Raw genomic sequence first — 18,127 nt, 5'->3', positions numbered from 1 at the left:
CAGGAGGAAACTGGTGCGATCGAATCGCTTGAATGTGCAATTTCGATATTACGAACGCAACTTTGTGCGTCCGTTACAAACCAGCTATGGCAGTTGGGCCAAGCGCGAAGGAATTGTGGTGCGGCTGCGAGATGAAGCCGATCGATTCGGTTGGGGAGAAATCGCACCCTTGCCTTGGTTTGGCACTGAAACCCTGGAGCAGGCGATCGCCTTTTTACGATCGCTGGATGGGGAAATTTCACCGGCTCAACTGTGGCAAATTCCAGACACTTTGCCCTGTTGTCAATTTGCCCTGGAATCGGCCTTCAAAAGCCTGGCTAACGATCGGGAACCGGCCCCCTTTACCCTCCCGCCCGATCGCTTGGCGGCCCTGTTACCGGCCGGTGAACGGGTGTTGAGCAGTTGGCAAACTCCCTGGACAGCCGGCCATCGCACCTTCAAGTGGAAAATTGGCGTTTTTGCCAGCGAATTGGAATGGGGCTGGTTTGCGCAATTGTTGGGGAACCTGCCGCCGGAGGGCCGGTTGCGACTGGATGCCAACGGGGCGCTCACGGAGGCCGCCTGTCGCGGCTGGCTGGAACGGTGCGACGGGGCGGGCGATCGGGTGGAATTTTTGGAACAGCCCCTGGCCCAGGTGGCTCCCATGCAGGCGATCGCTCCCCATTTCCGCACCCCGATCGCCCTTGATGAATCGGTGACCCAGTTCAAACACCTGCAAGCCGCCGTCCAAGGGGGCTGGCGCGGTTTGTTTGTTCTGAAACCCAGCATTGCCGGATTTCCCAGCCGCCTCCAGGCCACCATTCAAACCCGCGGCCTCGATTGCGTGTTTTCTTCGGTGTTTGAAAGTTTTGTGGGCCAAGGGGCCGCGCTGCGGTTGGCGGAAGTGGGGGCGCGGCCTGGGGGCACACGGGCCTTGGGCTTTGGGGTGGGCAGTTGGCTGGATCCCTTGCCCCCTCGCTGGTTGGAAGGCCTATGGAACCGGCGATCCTAACGCCCGATTTGGCCTGGGCCGCGCCCGATCGCTGGCTGGCCACATTGCGCGATCGAACAGCGGCCGGCTGGCTGTGGGGCATTGAGGCCGAGGCGCTGCTGCGGGCCACGGAGGAACGAGCGGCGGCCCTGGCGCGATCGGGCTGCGGGGGAACCCAACGGCGAATTTTGCTGTTGGAATCGGAGCCATTGCCCTTTTTGGCGGGATTTTTCGCGGCCGTTGCCCAAGGCTGCTCCGTTTTTTTAGGCAATGCCCAATGGAGCGCCGCTGAACGAACCCAAGTGCTGACTTGGTTGCAGCCCGATCGACTCTGGGAAAACCAGGGCGAAACCATCCTAGATAAGCCCCCGGGCGATCGTGCTCCCTTGCCCCCGACGGCGGAACCTTGGATTGGGCTACCCACGGGCGGCACATCGGGCCAAATCCGCTTTGCACTGCACCAACCCCGATCGCTGGCCGCTTCCGTGGCCGGCTTTTGCGCTTATTTTGTGGAAGATTGGCCCGGCCCCCAAACCCACAGCACCCTTTGCACCTTGCCCCTGTGCCATGCCAGCGGGTTAATGCAGGTCTTGCGTTGCTTTTGGGGCGGCGGCCGGCTAGCCCTGGCCCCGATCGCCCAAGGATTGCGCTTGGGGTCGATCGGGTTTTTGTCCCTGGTTCCCACCCAGCTCCTGCGGCTGCTGGGGCCAGAAACCCCGTGGCTCCAGCAATTTCGCGTGATTCTGTTGGGGGGCGCGCCCGCCTGGCCGGCCCTGTTGGATCAAGCCCAAGCGGTGGGGGTGCGGCTGGCTCCCACCTATGGCTCCACGGAAACCGCCTCCCAGGTGGCCACCCTGCGGCCCGCTGAGTTTCTGGCCGGGGCCCGAGGGGCAGGACAGGTGTTGCCCCATGCGACGGTGGCGATCGAGTCAGACTGGGCCCACGATTCCCTTGGGAACAGCTCAACCCTTGGCCGCGTGGCGATCGCGGGGAATTCCTTGGCGGCCGGCTATCTGAGCGCCCCAGGGTTTACCCCTCTGGACACCACCGCCACGGGACAATTCCTGACGGATGATCTGGGCTATTTTGACGGGGCCCAACGGCTGCATTTGGTGGGCCGCGCCAGCCACAAAATTATCACTGGGGGCGAAAATGTCTATCCCGCTGAGGTGGAAGCAGCCCTTTGGGAGACGGGATGGGTGGTTGATGTGGTGGTGTTGGGGTTGCCCGATCGGGAATGGGGACAGGCGATCGGGGCGGCCTATGTGCCGGTGAACGCCATGATCACGCCCGACCAACTGCGATCGGCCTTGGGCGATCGGCTCAGTCGCTACAAAATTCCCAAACGCTGGCTACCCCTAACCCAAATTCCCCGCAACGCCCAAGGCAAGGTCGATCGGCTGGCCTTAACCGCACAGTTTCGCCCATTCGGTTAAGCCAAGCCGGTGGACTCGCCTGCTCGCCACAGCCAAGGATAACCACGGGATTCAGGCGAATCAGAGAAATTTCGAGGAAGATGATTAATGAGCACTTAATCTTCCCCTTCTCCTGATCATGATTCATGTTCAGTCTCGTTGTGCTGGGTTTGGCCTAACCCATATGGGTCTTGTTTTGGGTGGTTTGTTGGCAGGGGTGACGCTCGGAGCTTTGCCGGGCTGGGCGATCGAGCCGCTTCAGCCGATCGCCCGCCGGGCCAATCCCACCCTGAACCAAACCCAGCGGCAACCCAAACAAACCAGACCCCCCGTGCGGGGTGATCGACCGATCAATGGCCGCGGGCGTGGGGCCGGGAGCTATAGCGGTTGCACCATGGAGGGGGCGGCGGATCCGGCCAAGCTGCTGGTGGCACTGGTTCCACAGGTTGTTTGGGAAAATGGGGAAACGGTGGTTTTGGGCGAAACCCGCCATGCTCAGGCTGGGTTGTGGTTTTATGTGGGCTATCCAGCGGGCACGGTGTTGGAATGGGAATTGCAAGATGCGGACGGTTATGCCCTGGATCAGCAACGCCTGGTGATGGGTTCCCAAGCGGGGCTGTTGCGATTGCCCCTATCGCCCAACGGCCCGGGCCTTGCCCCTAATCGTTTCTATTCCTGGTATTTGCGGGTGAACTGTGCCAATCGACCCGAGGAATCGGTGGACTTTGTGGCGGGCACGATCGTCCATGCGGCCAATGCCAAAACGGAATATTGGTTGGATCAGCTCGATCGGCTCTTGAGTCCCGGTGGCCAAGGGCGATCGCCCCAATTGATAGAACTCTTGGATCAGGAGGGCTTTAGCGATTTACGCGAGGCCCCCTTGGCCGCGCCGCCCCAGCTAGCGCCAGTCACCAATTAGGACAAAGGCGGCCCAATAGTGGGGATCGGCGGCGAGGTCGCCTCGATCGCTCAGCAGCTTCAACTTGGCTTGCTGGAGGGCGCGGGCTTTTGACAGTCCAGCCAGCCACCCCCTGTAAAACTCGCTAAAAAGCCGATTGGCCGCATCATCGGCGGGAATATTCCACAGGGAAGACACCAGACTGCGCGCACCCGATCGTACCGCCAACCCTGCTAAACCCAAGGTTTCGTAGCGATCGCCCGTGGCCGTTTGGCAAGCGGACAGGGTGAGCAAATCCAGTGGTTCCGATCGTTTGGCCCGGCGCTCCTTCAGCAACTGATCCAAGTCCTCCATGTTGAGCTTGCCTTCCCAGGTCAGCAAGAAAGTGTTATCGCGCTGGGAACTGAATCGCCCATGGGTGGCCAAGTGCAACACGGTGATCGGTTGGCTGACCAAGGCTTGGGTCAAGGCCGTGGGCGTAAATTCCTGATTGAGCAAAGTTTGCCCCTTCAGCAGTTTTCCCAACTGGGCAAGCTGTTGGGGCACGGGAGCCAGGGCCGGCAAGTCCTCGTGCGATTCGGACAAGCCAGCCCACAGGGCCGGGCCGCGCCGTCCCCGATCGGAGGCTGGATCCAGCTTCACATCAGGGGCGATCGACAAGGCAAAGGATTCCACCAAATAGCGCTCCCCATCAAACAAGGCATCGATCGGCAAGTTCCGCAGAGAAGGATCCAACACACAAACCAACAGGTTAATGCCCGCCGCCGTCAGGATGGGGCGATGGGGTTCCAAAATCCAGCGATAGAGCTGTTGGCTATCCGGTTGTAAGGCGCGGCCCCTGCCCATTTTTCTGAAGTTGAGGGCGAGGCGCTGAAGGAGCTTGTCCAAGTCAGATTGGTTGATTGGCTGGCGGTGCAGGTTTTGGCGTTCTTGGCCCGTTTGGGGATCCTTCCAACGCACCAGGGTATCGATCGACCGGTTGGCCGATCCCGAGGCCAAATCCGGCGGCAATTCCGTGATGGCCACCACCACCACCGCCGCCCGTTCATCGGTAGTTGAGTCAGCCAACTGGAGCAAGTCCGATGGGGCGGGATTGTCGAGGCGACATTGCAGAAAATTCTCAATCCGTTGCAGTTGCAGATTTTGGAGCTGTTGGCTGGCTTCAATCCGATCGCTGGTTTCAGCCGAAGCAAACAGCAGTCCCATTTGTTGGCGATAGAGCGGCTCGGCGCGATCGAGCCAGCCTTGCACCCCTTCCGTATGCAGTCCCGGCAGCCGCACACTCAGGCCCGCCAAACTGGAGCGGGCCGCTTGGGCAGCTTCAGCGGCCAAGCGGTAAGCAGCCAAGGCCTCGCGGGCTTGGCCCAAATGGTGAGCCATCCGCCCCAACAGCCACAGGGCCTCATAGTTCCATTCGGGCCGATCGAGCGATTCCCATTGCTCAAGGGCCGATCGGGCCGCTTGGGCCACCCCTGCCCGATCGCCCCCTTGCGCCAACACCTGACCGCGCAATTGCCAAGCCCAACCCAACAGGGCCCGATCGCCCAAGGATGTCGCCTGTTGTTGGGCCCGTTGCACCAGGGACAACACCTGCGCCATGGGCATCGGTTGGTTTAATTGGCTTAAGGCCCGGGCCGCCGCCAACTGCAACGCCACCGTCGATCGTCCCCCTGTCCAGCGCTGGGCCGCCAGTCGCAATTGTTCCGCCCACTCCGACGACTCTGGCCGCCCGCGTTCTGTGGCCAATTCCAATCGCCCAACCATGGCCGATCGCCACAGGGTTGGATCGGGCCCCAGAATCACCGCGTGATAGTGCTCGATCGCGGTTTCAGCCCAAGTGGCCTGCTCGGTGGCGGATTCGCCCATGGTCGCCCGCCGACTAGCGATTTGGGCCAAAGTCAATTCCGCCGCCGCGCCCAAAACCGGTTTCGCCTCGATCGCCGCCTGCCAAGCCTGTTCAAAATCCTCCGCCAACAGTAACGCCAGGGCCAAACGATGTAGCCCCCGGGCCCGAACGGCGATCGCCTCCGGTTCCCGGGGTGGCTCCTGTTGCCAGTGGCGCTGCAAATCCCACAGCCGCACCAAGGCCCGGCGCTGGTTGCCGGCCCCCTGCCAAACGGCGGCCTCGTCAATTTGGCTGTTCAGGGTTCCCACGGGGTCGCCGGCCGCTTGGTATTGCTGGGCGGCCATTTGAAAAGCCTGTTCCGCCACACTCCACTGCTGTTGGAGGGCGGCGGTGGCTCCGGCCGCTCCCCACAGCCGAGCGGCCACGGCCGCCGACAGACCCCCCGCAAGGGCCGATCGCCCCCGATCGACCCAAGCTTGGGCCGCCGTGGTTTCACTGAATTGCAAGTGGGCCCAAGCCAGATAGCTCGCCACCAGCCCCAGGGTTTCCCGATCGCCCCGTTGCGTTGCTGGCTCCAGTACCGATTGCCAAAGGGCGATCGCTTCCCGGTAGCGACCCTCGTAATAGGCTTGCCGGCCCGCTTCGAGCAAATCATCCAGCGCTTGGGCTTGGGCCCGTTCTCCGAGACCCGACAGGGCGATCGCCCCGCCCCAACCCAACAAACCCAAGAGCGATCGCCGAGACCAGGATCGATTCATGGTTCAGCTCCCCAACGGCAACTCGATTCACCCCCCGCCCATTGCACCGGAGCACCGGCCATTAACTGAATTTGTCCGGCTTCTGTCCTTTGCCAATGGGTGGCTTCCAAGATTGGCTCCCGCAGCGGAGGGGTAGCTTCGGCTTTGGCGGTGGTCGTTGGGGCGATCGGGCGCAAATCCGCCGTAAAGGGCATGGCTTCCAGGGTGGCCGCTTCGATCGGGTTTGGTGCTTGGCCGGCCCGCCCCAAGGCAAAAAACTCGATCGCCCTCGGATCCGATCGGGGGCCGCAGGGGCTGGTGGGTTTGGGGGGCACACCAACCGCCGTCGGCAGGGCGATCGCCCCTCGGGCCGGGTCGGGGTTCAGCACCTCCAGTTGCACCGTGCCGCTAAATTCTGGCCCCCGCGCCGAGCTAGCCGTAATATCACTGCGATCGGTCAGCGCTTCCCGAAAAGCCGTCCCAAACACCCCTTGGGCCCGCAAATTCACCCGCCCGCCAAAACTATCCACCGAGTTCGCTGAAATATCACTGTTTTCCAGCGCCACCAGCGTGTCTGTGTCGATCACAATGTTGCCGCCCGTGGCTGACCCCTGAGCATTGGTGCTGATCAGCGATCGATCCCGCAATTCGACCCCTTGGCTATCAATTTGGATACCGCCGAACGCCCCCGATCGCGTTTCTGCCGAGAGATGTGCTCCAGTCATTTGCAGCTGGTCAACCGCGAGGCCCATGCGCCCCGCTGCTCCTGTTCCTGCTGACCCCACTGCCAAAGTTGTTCCCGACTGTAAATTGATTTCTTGGGCTTTTATATTTAGGCTCCCACCTTCTCCAGTTGATTCAACATCAGCTCCTACAAAAATGCCGCTGAAAGAGCCAAGATTTCGCCCCACAACATTTTCACTAAATAGTTCTTGTCGAACAGAAAATCGGGGATCGAATCCTTCCACTAAAACTTGGTCAGCGCTGATTATAATGTCACCGGCATGGCCTGCTTTTGTGGTTGTGGCAATTGCTTGTCCACCACTCAGAAATGATAAGCGATCGGCTACAAGATTAATACTGCCAGCATCCTGATTAGTTAACGTTTGGGTATTAATCACTGCTCCATTGGAAACAGTCAATGACTGCGCTTCAACTTGGATTGATCCACCACGTCCAAAGCTATTTTCTTCTGAAGAACTAATAATTGCACTAGAAGATAAATCGGGGCCAACTCCATCAATTGTCACGTCTCTGGCTACTTGAATGCGAATACTTCCAGCGTTGCCGCCTCCATCTGTTCTCGTAATGATCAATCCACCATGATTGACCAATAGAGACCCTGCGCTAATTTGGATGCTTCCTCCTTCTCCTTTACTGGTTCTTGAAGCAGAGCTGTAGAGTCCACTAGATTGTTGGAAAATTAATTTTTCATTCTCGGAGAATACAATTACTTCGTCCAATTGACTCACGCCAGAAACGGTAATTCCGTCACTAACATGAATTAACAAGTTTCCAGCATTGCCAGTTCCGCGAGTGGTGGCAGTCATGAGCCCCCCATCACGGAGTGTTAATGAGCGAGCTTGGAGATCGATCGTGCCGCCATTTCCTGTAGAGTCTTCTGCACTTCGACTGTAGATACCACTAGACTCACGATCAACGTCCTCAGCACGGGCATCAACTCGCTCGATTACGACATCCCCCCTAGCACGAATCGTAATGCGTCCTGCATTGCCTTGACCGTCGGTATTGGCTCGAATTGAGCCACCATCTGCTAAGTGAATTGAGCCAACTTGAATATCAATTAAGCCACCGTTGCCCGTGCCAGAGACTTCAGCTAAATTCAAAACACTGCTATAAAGAAAGGGATCTTCGCTAGTGCCTGCGACCGTTAATTGATCAGCGATTATTCTTAAGTTCCCGGCATTGCCAACTCCTTCAGTGCCAGTATAAACACGACCGCCATTCAAGAGCTGGACTAATCGAGCCTGAATGGTTGTATTGCCCGCATTTCCCATAGCATCTGGATCAACAGCATTTGAAAAGAAGGTGAGTCCTCCATCAAGGGTAATTGTGTCTGTTGCGCGAGCGCGGATATCTCCACTGATTGGCAAGTTATTAAGAGGTACTTGATCAGCAGTTATTGAGCTAGGTTCTACACTATCAACTGATGCGGGCGCACGAACTCCCGCAAAAACTTGAGAACCGGAATTCAGCAAAATATTGTGACCATCAAGTTCCACTGTGCCACCCTGAACAGGATCTCGAACGTCCAAAAGGGCTCTATTCGTTAATAGAATGCTCGATGGTGAAATAACAGCTTGACCATTGCCGATCGAGCCGAAATTTGTGGCTTGAATGGTGGCAATTGGTGTATTCAACGCTAGGGTTGCATTGGGAGGGCTGGCGATCAGTTGCAGGCGACCACGCGGCGCAATCAACACACCACCATCCAGCTCGATCGCCCCGCCAAACAGGCCGATCGCCTGACCCGGTTTAACTTCTAACCCCGTGGGAGCCTTGGGATCAGCCGATCGCGCCTCCACTCGAATCGCTCCCGGCGCAGACCCGTATTGCAACCCCACCGGCACGCTCATCGACAGCAACGGCCGACCCGCCGGATCGTTAATCCCAAAACTCAGCCCATCGGCAAACACCAGGCGATCGGCTGTGCTGGCAAAAAACGATCCGCCCAGATCTAGGCGAGCATTGGGCCCAAACAAAATGCCCGCTGGATTGAGTAGGAAAAGATTGGCTGCCCCATTGGCCCTCAGCGTCCCATCCAGAAGCGATCGCTGGCCGCCAGTCACTCGGGCAAAAATATTAGCCACGTCGGCGGCATTGTTGAAGTGAGCCAGCCCGCCCGTGGGAATCGAAAACTGCTGAAAACTGTGAAACAGGTTGCTCCCGGCCCGATCGCCCCCCTCGATCGTCCATTGGTTGGGTTCTCGTTGCTGCACCGTGGTTGAAAGTTGACCATCCGGGGCGATCGACTCAGCAACCGCAGCAGTGGCCAAAAAACCTGCCATCAACCCATGGGTTACCATAACCCCCACTCCAACCAGGGAGATGGTGCGGCAGTTTAGCGCTTGTAAACCCCAAATGTGTGCCATGGAAGCCCTGACGAAACCAGACACATTTTATCGAACCCTAGCGAGCGGGCACGAATTACAACGACGGTGCAGTTAAAGTTTCAATAACTTTAAAATCCCCCAGCACCACTTGCGCCATGAAGGTTTCCCCAGGGTTTGCAATGAGATCAATTGTTAGACCTGTGTGGATCTCTGGGGTGGCCTGCTCAACAGCTTGTCCCAAATGATCCAAAAGTGTGAGTTGCAATTCGTTGGGTAAAAGCATTTCCACATCCAGATTTCGCAGCTGAATGGTGATGTCCCACAGCCGGAGACTCTCAGGCAAGTTCTCGGGACTGCTTGCTTCTTCCTCGGTGAGTTCATGGTGGCCAATGTCCACACTCAGAAGAATTGGCTTTTCCAAATTCTTGATCACCAGGAGTTTCGCCCCTGTGATTTTCGGCTGTTTTCGGTAACCAACTCTAAAGGAATCTGGCTCTAGGATCTCTTGTAATAAACTGCTTAGGCTCTGCCAACCATGCTCGAATTGATTTTCGAGCCAAGGGATCATGGAAACGGCCGGTTTGGCTCCCGTTGGTTGGACTTCTGGATAGAGTTCTGGATCCGGCTCTGGGTTTGTTCTAGGATTAATTGCTGGGTTAATCTCTGGATTGATCTTGGAATCAATTTCTGAGCTGACTACTGGATTGCTAGTTGAAACACGCTGTTGACTAGTTTCAGAATTTACAGCGCGAGTTTCTGCAACCTTTGCATCCCACCACTCCAGGAAATCATCTAAAGATTGGAGTTCTGATAGCCAAATTTGTTCTCGATCAAACAAGGCCGATGTGGGTATAAAACCAATCAAAGTGGCTTCGGGGCGATCGCCTGTCTGCAAATCCAAGCCAATGGCAAAGTAGCCTACTCGATCGGCTTGGGATTCCAGTGCAATCTCCAAGGAATCAGCCCCCGGAAAAACCGGCCGACATTCTACTCGACCGACTTCCTCGATCGCCAAATCTGCCACATCATCAAATCCTCTAATTACAGGATCCCAGCTCTCGCAATTCTGATGGGAATGGGGAATTTGCAGCCAGTGCAACCAATCGCTGAGGGCTAGGATCGCCAACGTGTTGTGATAGATCACATCACGCTGGTCTGGATGCGTTGCGGCCTTGGCAAATTGTTCAGCGGTGGCTCGGTGTTTGGCGCGCAAGGGAATTGTAATTGTTTCGTGAAACTGGTTGACTTCTGTGGTTTGAGGATTGGGTGAAGTGGGGTCAAGGGTCATGATCTATTTGTCCGTCATTGGAGGATTAACCAACTCAATTTTGATTGAAATTCAAGTTTGTTTCAGGTTGATTTCAAGTGATCTTCAATGGCTAATTCTGATTGACAATACCAATTTTGAAAAACCAAAGACCAGGGATGGTAGTCCCCAATTTGAGTTGATCAATATTTGGTCAATCACCAATTAGAAGAAGCAATTGAAAGAGGCAACTAAAAATCTAAAGCCACCTGAATCGAGAATACTGTCTCCTCTTAGAGGGGTTTTGCTAAAGAATGGGTTTGACACTGAAAGAGTGACAAGAATGATAAAAATGAAGAGAGTGGGTGTATTAGGAGATGAATCTCTAGATTTAATGAACCAATTCACGAGGAGATTTTTCTTGAAAAACTAAGTTCAAGGAAATTTCTGCGTAAATTAAGCTATTCATCGGGCGGTTGGAGCGACTGCCTAAAGCGCCGAACCGACTCGAAGAATTGATCTTTATGGCGAGTGTAGATGGAGCTGAGTGTATTGGCATTGACGGATAGTTCAATTGCCAATTTCCGCATACTCTTTCCTTGGTTTTTAGCATCAATCAGTTGTTCAAGGCGGATTGATCCGAGAACCACTTTTTGGAGCAACCCATCGGGATCTTGAGCTTTGTAAAGTCGCCAAACTTCCGATGGATCCAGCTCTTCTTGGGCCATGAGTGCTGACCAAGGGGTCATATCGGCGGGTAGCTCACCCTGCTCATCCAGGTTTTCCAGATCTACACCGACTGCAAAGGGTGTGCGCACGCCGGTTAAATCTCGAACAGCATCCTTAAACAAATACTGAAGTTTGTTGTTCAGCCAGGTCATGACTTCACCCCGATCGGGATCGTACTGTTTCTTTTGAATGGCTGTGGGTAGCCAATCGAGCAAGCGACAGAATGCCTCGCGATAAAACTCCCCGTAACGAGGGTGATCTCGATAAACCTTCTGGGTATTTAGAGAGCGCCGAAGCCGGTTCGATTCACAAACAAGTTTCACCACCTGTTGGATCGCTTTTCTGAACTCTAGACTTTGGGGTGGTAGACTTTGGGTCCGCAGCACCAAGGCCTGGAGGGTTTGGTTTAATTGGCGATCGCGATCGGGATCGGGGGATCCTGGCGGTGGAGGCTGAAAGGTGAATCGCACCACAGACGAAGACCTGATAGACATCGATGTTGAGGCCGGCAATCATCTTTCTATCGCAGCGGTCACCAAAATTTGTGCAAAGCGTTGGTGCAAAGCGTTGAAATAAGTTGCGTTTAGTTTACGGCCGGGGAAGCTGGCGGGGCGATCGGGGACGGTGCATTACTGAGCAAATCCTTGGCGGTGATGCCTTGGCCTTCGGGGCCGAAGTACCAGAGAGCGGCGGCGGCTTCCCCTTGGGTGATCGGTTTTTTGGGTTGCAGAAGGGTGGTGAACCCAAAGACCCGGCGAATGTTGGAGAGTTCGCCGTTCTCGCGATCGGCCGCGATCGCCCGGAGGGTCTGGGCATCTACCTTGGTTGCGTCCAAAAATCCCCAAGCCTTTTGCACGGTTTCCACGGTGGCCGGCGGCAAGGGACGACGCAAATCGAGGGGCACTTTCCACAGCACCATGGCTTCTCGCGTGAGGGGCCCATCGGGGCTGAAGGTGGGGCTGTTGTTGCCGGTTAAGCGACTGGGAATAATGCCCGCTTCGGCTAAGCCTTGGATGGCGGCGAAGTCTGGATCCGTGGTGGGCACATCGGTGAAGAGGGGCTGGCTGGTGGCACTGGCCGATCGCACCTGCCAGGCCGGGCGGTTTTGGAACAGTTGGTTATTGGCGCTCACGAGCCAGCGGGCAAATTGCCGCCGGGTCACGATTTGGTTCGGATCTTGGAGACCCTGAAGGCTGTTGAGTTTGCGCCAATCTTGCCAATAGGGTTGCAATTCCTGAGAGAGGCTGGCGATCGGGCTGGGTTGAGCCGTGGGGCTGGGGCTGGGGGCGATCGAGCTGGCGATCGGGTCAGGAGTCGGAGCGGTCAAGCTCGGACTCGGGCTGGGTTGAACGGTGGGGCTGGGACTCGCTTGCAAGGCCGGGTCGGGCGCGAGGGATTGCTCCAAGGCGCGGCTGGCTGCACCATCGTCGGCACAGCCGCCCAAACCCAAGGGCACTAGGCCGCACAGCAACCCCACCATGCCCGCCATGCCGAATCTCGACTTGGCCGATCCTGACATCCTCAATCTCGACATACCCGATCTCGACTTGGCTGATCTCGATTTGGCTGATCTCAACGCAATCTCTACGCTATGCCAAATCTTCGAGGGTGTGGCATTGGGCCCGATCGCGCAGCAAATGATCGCAAACCACCAACGCCACCATCGCCTCCACCATCGGCACGGCCCGGGGCAGCACACAGGGATCGTGGCGACCCTTGCCCGCCAGCACCTTGGCTTCCCCGGTTTGGTCAACGGTGTTTTGGGCCTTGCGGATCGTGGCCGTGGGCTTAAAGGCGATTCGGATCACGACCGGTTCGCCGTTGCTGATGCCGCCTTGGACTCCGCCCGATCGATTCGTTGTGGTTCGCAGTTTGCCCGCTTCGTCCGTGTAAAACTCGTCGTTGTGTTCGCTGCCCTTCAGCAACGTGCCCGCAAAACCCGATCCCACCTCAAACCCTTTGGTGGCGGGCAGGGACATCACCGCCTTGGCCAGATCGGCTTCCAGGCGATCGAACACGGGCGAACCCAAGCCCATCGGCACATTCCGCACAACGCATTCCACCACGCCGCCGACGGAATCACCCTCATCGCGGATTGATTCAATCAGGGCGATCGCCCGTTCCGCAAAGTCCCCATCGGGTGATCGCAGAATGTTGCTTTCCACCTGTTCTGTGGTCACGGTCAGCGGATCGATCGCCGCTTCGAGATCCTTAATCCGCTTCACGTAGCCGACGATTTCGATGTTGCCAAACTCCCGCAGGATCTTCTTAGCGATCGCTCCGGCGGCCACCCGCCCGATCGTTTCCCGCGCGGACGATCGACCGCCCCCTTGCCAATTACGAAACCCATATTTCGCGTCGTAGGTCGCATCGGCGTGGGACGGGCGATAGGTCTTGGCCATCTCGTCGTAGTCCTGGGGCCGGGTGTCCTTGTTGCGCACCAAAATCGCGATCGGCGTGCCCAGGGTTTTGCCCTCAAACACGCCCGAAAGGATTTCGCACTGGTCGGTTTCCTTGCGGGGCGTGGTGATTTTGCTTTGGCCGGGCCGGCGGCGATCGAGTTCCACTTGAATTTCTTCGGCCGTTAGGGGCAACCGGGGCGGGCAACCATCGATCACAACGCCCACCCCACCACCGTGGGACTCGCCAAAGGTGGTGATCCGAAACAGATGTCCAAACGTGTTGCCCATGGTGACTTTGTGTGGTGCGGCGGTGCGATCGGCCTGTGGAGTGGCGCTGATTAGTCGAATTTGTATCCTATCACTCGCCTCCGCGTTCCCAGACTGTGGGCCGGAGAGGATGTCTGAAAAGCCACAACTAGCTGGTGGGACCCATCGATCGGCACAGACAAGAAGCCCCATCGATCGGCACAGACAAGGGGCTTAAGCCCCTTGCTCCCCCACGACGACTAGCGTTGCTGGGATGAATCAAGTGGCCCAAAACCCTGTTCCTGAAGCCAGCGATCGATATCTGCCAAAACCCGATCGGGAATTTCCCAAGGAAACAGGTGTGCCACGCCGTCATAACAGTGCCACTGGCTGTGGGGTAAGCCGGTGGCGGTTTCCAGGCTGGCGATCGGGGTGATGTGGCGATCGCCCGCTCCAGCCATCACCAGTGCGGGGCAGCGAATTTTGGCCAAATCCGCCCGGCGATCATATCCAGCCTGCAGCGCCTGACGCAGCGATCGGGTGGCCGCCCCTGAGGTTTGCAACACATCCCACACCGCCGATTCAGCCAAGTAGCGATAGGTTTCGGGGGTGTGGCGTTGAATCAGGTAGCGCAGGAGCGATCGCTCGCCAAATTGCCGAATATTCCAAGCCCAACCGGGCCATACCCCATTCAACAGAGCTGCAATCAGGGTGTAGGTCAAGTCCCATCGTTGGCTGGGCATGGGGGCGCTGCGGGGACGGGCCGCCGTGGCAATCAGAATCAGCCCTTGCACTCGATCGGGATGTCGCAGGGCCAACTCCAGGGCCAAAATTCCCCCCAAAGACCAACCCAAGACAAGGGCTTGGTCAATTTGGAGTCGATCGAGCAGGGCCACCAAATCCGCAATGTGGGCTTCCATGGCAAAGTCACCCCCCGATCGACTGCGGCCATATCCCCGCAAATCCGGCGCGATCGTCCAGAATCGATCGGCCCAATGGCGCGTAAACACTCGCATACTGCGCCCAGAGCCGGGGTGACCATGCAAACACAACAGCGGCAGCCCCCGGCCGCGGGTTTCCACATGGAGCGCTTGCGGGATGGTTTGAGGAATTGCTGGGGCCTGTTCAGAAGCAGCCAACGGTTGATCAACCTCATTACCATAGGAACATCGATATTATGATTCGTAGTTCGATGGCCGAGTTAGATCGTCTAGTTCGGTTGAGACCGTCGAGTGAGATTGCTGAAGTTTTGGATCGCCGGGTTCATCGCCCGATCGCAGGCGGCCCCGCCTGTTCAATAAACAACGGCCAAGACCAGATATGACCCACCTATGACTAACGCTGATCGATCGCCCTTAGCCAATCCTGATGCACGCGGTTCCGACTCCCGCTTCATCGATGTGCCCACCCGCGATAATTACGATCGGGATGCGGTGCAGGAAATTTTGCAACTCGCGATCGCCCGTCGCCAAGATATTGAGCAATATTCCCGCAGTCAGCTTCTGGAATTGGCCGATGAAATTGGGATCGATCGCACTGATTTGTATGCAGCCGAACAGCGTTGGTTGGCTCAAAATGGGGATCGATCGCAACGCCAACAATTCGTGGCCGCCCAACGGCAGCGCCTCAAGTTAAACCTCGGTAAATTTGGCATTGTCAACGGTTTTTTATTACTGATTGACTTGGTTTCCTCGGGCCATTTGGGCTGGTCGCTCACCTTGGGTTTGGGGTGGGGAATGTTCATTGCCCTGGATGCTTGGAAGTCTTTGCAACCGGATACGGAAGACTTTGAAAAACGGTTCCAAAAATGGCAACTTCAGCAAAAAACCGTGGATGACTGGGATTAAAGCGACTCCAAATTCTGGCTGAATTCTGGCTGAATCTCGGATCAATTGGAGCTACTGAACCTGAATTTTAACTAGGCGGTGACCACCTGAATTGGCCCCTCGATCGCGCTGTTGAAAAACTGGCGCACATAGGGATTATCAGTGGTGTCAACTTCCTGGATTTTCCCCTGCCAACGAATGCGCCCATCATACAAAAACACCACCCGATCGGCTGTGCGGCGAATGGTGCTGTCCTGGTGGGTCACGACCACATAGGTTGAGCAAAAATTGACCTTTTGGCTCAGTTCCCGCATCAGGTCTTCCACAATTGTGGAGGCGATCGGGTCAAGGCCAGCCGTTGGCTCGTCATAGAGCAACACTTCGGGAATAGGTGTGCCATCGGGAGCAGGATTTTCAATGATGGCGCGGGCAAAACTGACCCGTTTTTTCATGCCGCCCGACAACTCCGCCGGGTAGCGATCGGCAATGGCCGGCAACCCCACCCGCTCCAGGGCGCGATCGACCAATTTTTGAATTTCGTGCGGGGGCAACTGACCCGCCTCCAGCAAGGAAAACCCCACATTTTCGCCCACCGTCAGGGAATCAAACAGGGCGGCTTGCTGAAACACCAACTTGATTTCTACCCCCTCCGGTTCGTGGCTGTCGCCCAGCAAGCCTTGGCGAGGTTCTCCTAACAAATAAACCTCGCCTTCGTCGGGTTCCAACAGGCCGCTAATCACCCGTAAGATGGTTGATTTTCCTGTGCCGGAGGGGCCAATAATCGCGATCGCCTCGTTGGGATAAATGGCGAAATCCACTCGATCGAGAATTTTGCGATCGCCCAGCGTTTTGCTGACCCCACGCAGTTCCACCAAGGGGCGATCAAGGGGCAGCGGGTTCGCCGATCCGCCACAAACCAGGGATTGAGACATGGCTGGAATGATTGGGTGATTGCTTGCTGTTTTGGATCCGATCGATCGTCGCTCATCCAAGTCTCCCTAAGCTAAGGAAACCTTGCAGAGCAGTTCCATGCCGTTTTCGCTTGAAGTAGCCGTTAATTGCCCATCCATCGACTCGATCGCCAACTGAGCCACCCACAGGCCCATCATCGGTGATAGCTGACTGTGGGCCGCCATCGCCCGCAGATCGGCCACACTGTGGGCAATGGACATTCCCGGATCCATCAAGTCGATCGGGTCGCTCCAGGTTTCCAGCGCACAGGTGGTTTGGATTTGAATCTGAACCGTCTGCTCAATCACGGAGGTGCGCAGGGTAATTGGCCCCTTGTCGCCAATCTGGGCAAGCTGTGTGATCAAACCATCCACCACCAATGCCAAGGCCTGGCGCATTCGTTTGGAATCCACCCACACATCCACCTCGGGCGGTTCCTCAAAATCCAAGCCAATGTTGCGGTTTGCCGCCTGTAAATAGGTCAACCCTTCCACGTCATCCAAAATGAGGGACAGGGCAACAACCTGAAAATCTGGCTCAATGGCTCCGCTATTAAATTTGGACACTTCAATCAGGCGATCGAGCAAATTCACCATCCGTTGAGCCGCTTGGTTGGCATCGGCCACGCACTGGTGTTCCTCCTCCAAGTCATCACACAGATCGTTCAAAATCATTTGGTGCAGCCCGATCGCGCTGCTCATGGGCGATCGCAACTCATGGGCTGTCCGGGCCAAAAATCCCGCCTGAAACGCACCCCACTGTTTCGCCAAATGATAGGCAGCAGCTAAGGCTGAAGTGTCCACACTTGGCGGGCTGGTGTTTTGGACTTGATCGATGTTGGATGGCTCGACGTTGGGTGGATCAGCATCCTGGGCATCGGCATCGGCACTGGCATCGGCAATTTCAGCATCTTTTTCGGCATCCAGTGAGTTGGCTGCAACCTCAGCCATTTCCGCATGGATCCCAGAATTGGTTCCCGCCGCGATCGGCTGCATGGGCGCGACTGACAAAACTTGCGATGCGGTTGTTTTTGGTGATGATGCCGGACTGGTTGAGCGTCGCAGCGCCCCATAAAACCCAATGCCGATCCCTACGATCAAACTCGTCCAGTCTGGCCAACTCATGACTGCGCTTTCATTCCGCTAGTTGAACTAGGGCCGATGCAAATGCTCAAATCCAGTGTTTCGGCCTAGGGTTGCAAGTTGGTGTTCCAAATTCCAGGGTTCACCAAAAATTCACCGGCAGTTCACCAGAGATGCAAATCTAGACCGGCCCTCGCTGGGGCTTTGTGGAGGGACCACATGGGCGATCGCCCCATCCGCCCGCCTTGGTTTTTGAGACTCCGCCACAGCGTTGATGCCTAGCATTGCACAGGGATCTTGCAGATTCATAGGATTTTCGCCCATAACTCACTGCCAGTCCCCAGGGGCGATCGAGCCTTCAATCGAACTTTAAAGGGAATTGAAATGCTCCATGAACGACTCCTGGTCGGGATAGATTTCGAATACCCGATCCATACTTGTCAGGTCAAACAGCATCTTCACTTGGTCATTGATTGAGCAAAGATAAAGCTTGGCTCCGGCCGATCGAGCCGTTTTCAAGGCTAAAACCAGGGCCCCCAGCCCCGAACTATCCATGAAAGACACATCTTGAAAGTCAACCAGGATATGTTGCATCCCTGATTGAACCTGATCGCTCACTTCTTGACGGAAGGGGCCAGCTTGTTTGCCGTCCAAAATACCGAAAGGCTGCACGATGCTTAGGCGATCCATTGCTGCTATTTAGGA

At 56.6% G+C, this 18,127-nt stretch carries 14 protein-coding genes; 4 read left to right on the top strand and 10 right to left on the bottom strand.

The window, feature by feature from the left end; translation table 11 throughout:
• Nucleotides 1-13 precede the first annotated feature (13 nt).
• The 3 genes from H6F46_RS14185 (at nucleotide 14) to H6F46_RS14175 (ending at nucleotide 3,304) form a co-directional block, all read left to right on the top strand.
• Nucleotides 14-991, top strand: a complete 978-nt coding sequence (locus H6F46_RS14185; RefSeq protein WP_347278333.1) for an o-succinylbenzoate synthase — start codon at nucleotides 14-16, stop codon at nucleotides 989-991.
• The gene (locus H6F46_RS14180; RefSeq protein WP_190355324.1) at nucleotides 973-2,406 is read left to right on the top strand and encodes an AMP-binding protein; all 1,434 of its coding nucleotides are present in this window, start codon (nucleotides 973-975) and stop codon (nucleotides 2,404-2,406) included. The genes H6F46_RS14185 and H6F46_RS14180 overlap by 19 nt, the downstream gene beginning before the upstream one ends.
• 118 nt (nucleotides 2,407-2,524) lie before the next feature.
• Nucleotides 2,525-3,304, top strand: coding sequence for a DUF928 domain-containing protein (locus tag H6F46_RS14175; protein ID WP_190405016.1), 780 nt, complete (start codon nucleotides 2,525-2,527; stop codon nucleotides 3,302-3,304).
• On the opposite strand, the gene H6F46_RS14170 is transcribed toward H6F46_RS14175, so the two are convergent.
• The 7 genes from H6F46_RS14170 to H6F46_RS14140 form a co-directional block, all read right to left on the bottom strand.
• Nucleotides 3,284-5,887 carry a CHAT domain-containing protein gene (locus H6F46_RS14170; RefSeq protein WP_190355326.1) on the bottom strand — a complete coding sequence of 868 codons (2,604 nt, stop codon included), beginning with the start codon at nucleotides 5,885-5,887 and terminating at the stop codon, nucleotides 3,284-3,286. The two genes, H6F46_RS14175 and H6F46_RS14170, sit on opposite strands and share 21 nt — an antisense overlap.
• Nucleotides 5,884-8,913 carry a filamentous hemagglutinin N-terminal domain-containing protein gene (locus H6F46_RS14165; RefSeq protein WP_190355327.1) on the bottom strand — a complete coding sequence of 1,010 codons (3,030 nt, stop codon included), beginning with the start codon at nucleotides 8,911-8,913 and terminating at the stop codon, nucleotides 5,884-5,886. The genes H6F46_RS14170 and H6F46_RS14165 overlap by 4 nt, the downstream gene beginning before the upstream one ends.
• 121 nt (nucleotides 8,914-9,034) lie before the next feature.
• Entirely contained in the window at nucleotides 9,035-10,228 is a 1,194-nt protein-coding gene (locus H6F46_RS14160) for a DUF1822 family protein (RefSeq protein ID WP_190355328.1), read from the bottom strand.
• Nucleotides 10,229-10,647: 419 nt separating this feature from the next.
• Complete coding sequence (locus H6F46_RS14155; RefSeq protein WP_190355329.1) at nucleotides 10,648-11,388, bottom strand: hypothetical protein; 741 nt, start codon at nucleotides 11,386-11,388, stop codon at nucleotides 10,648-10,650.
• 110 nt (nucleotides 11,389-11,498) lie between these two features.
• On the bottom strand, nucleotides 11,499-12,434 hold the full coding sequence (locus H6F46_RS14150; protein ID WP_190355330.1) for an S-layer homology domain-containing protein: 936 nt from the start codon (nucleotides 12,432-12,434) through the stop codon (nucleotides 11,499-11,501).
• Nucleotides 12,435-12,504: 70 nt separating this feature from the next.
• Entirely contained in the window at nucleotides 12,505-13,605 is a 1,101-nt protein-coding gene (aroC, locus tag H6F46_RS14145) for a chorismate synthase (RefSeq protein ID WP_190355331.1), read from the bottom strand.
• Between the two features lie 218 nt (nucleotides 13,606-13,823).
• A complete protein-coding gene (locus H6F46_RS14140; RefSeq protein ID WP_190355332.1) occupies nucleotides 13,824-14,702 on the bottom strand; it encodes an alpha/beta fold hydrolase in 879 nt (292 codons plus the stop codon).
• 192 nt (nucleotides 14,703-14,894) lie between these two features.
• Between H6F46_RS14140 and H6F46_RS14135 the strand changes: the two genes are divergently transcribed.
• Nucleotides 14,895-15,410 (top strand): 2TM domain-containing protein, encoded by a 516-nt coding sequence (locus H6F46_RS14135; RefSeq protein WP_099535604.1) that lies wholly within the window; start codon nucleotides 14,895-14,897, stop codon nucleotides 15,408-15,410.
• 71 nt (nucleotides 15,411-15,481) lie between these two features.
• Here the strand turns inward: H6F46_RS14135 and H6F46_RS14130 are convergent, their stop codons facing one another.
• The 3 genes from H6F46_RS14130 to H6F46_RS14120 form a co-directional block, all read right to left on the bottom strand.
• A complete protein-coding gene (locus H6F46_RS14130; protein ID WP_190355333.1) occupies nucleotides 15,482-16,321 on the bottom strand; it encodes an ABC transporter ATP-binding protein in 840 nt (279 codons plus the stop codon).
• Nucleotides 16,322-16,387: 66 nt separating this feature from the next.
• A complete protein-coding gene (locus H6F46_RS14125) occupies nucleotides 16,388-17,350 on the bottom strand; it encodes a sensor histidine kinase KdpD (RefSeq protein WP_190355334.1) in 963 nt (320 codons plus the stop codon).
• Nucleotides 17,351-17,791: 441 nt separating this feature from the next.
• Complete coding sequence (locus H6F46_RS14120) at nucleotides 17,792-18,112, bottom strand: STAS domain-containing protein (RefSeq protein ID WP_099535598.1); 321 nt, start codon at nucleotides 18,110-18,112, stop codon at nucleotides 17,792-17,794.
• Nucleotides 18,113-18,127 lie beyond the last annotated feature (15 nt).

It is taken from the genome of Limnothrix sp. FACHB-1083 (assembly GCF_014696485.1).
GTDB lineage: Bacteria > Cyanobacteriota > Cyanobacteriia > CACIAM-69d > CACIAM-69d > CACIAM-69d.
Note: the sequence above shows the minus strand (reverse complement) of the source record. Positions and strands in the feature narration are given on the sequence as shown.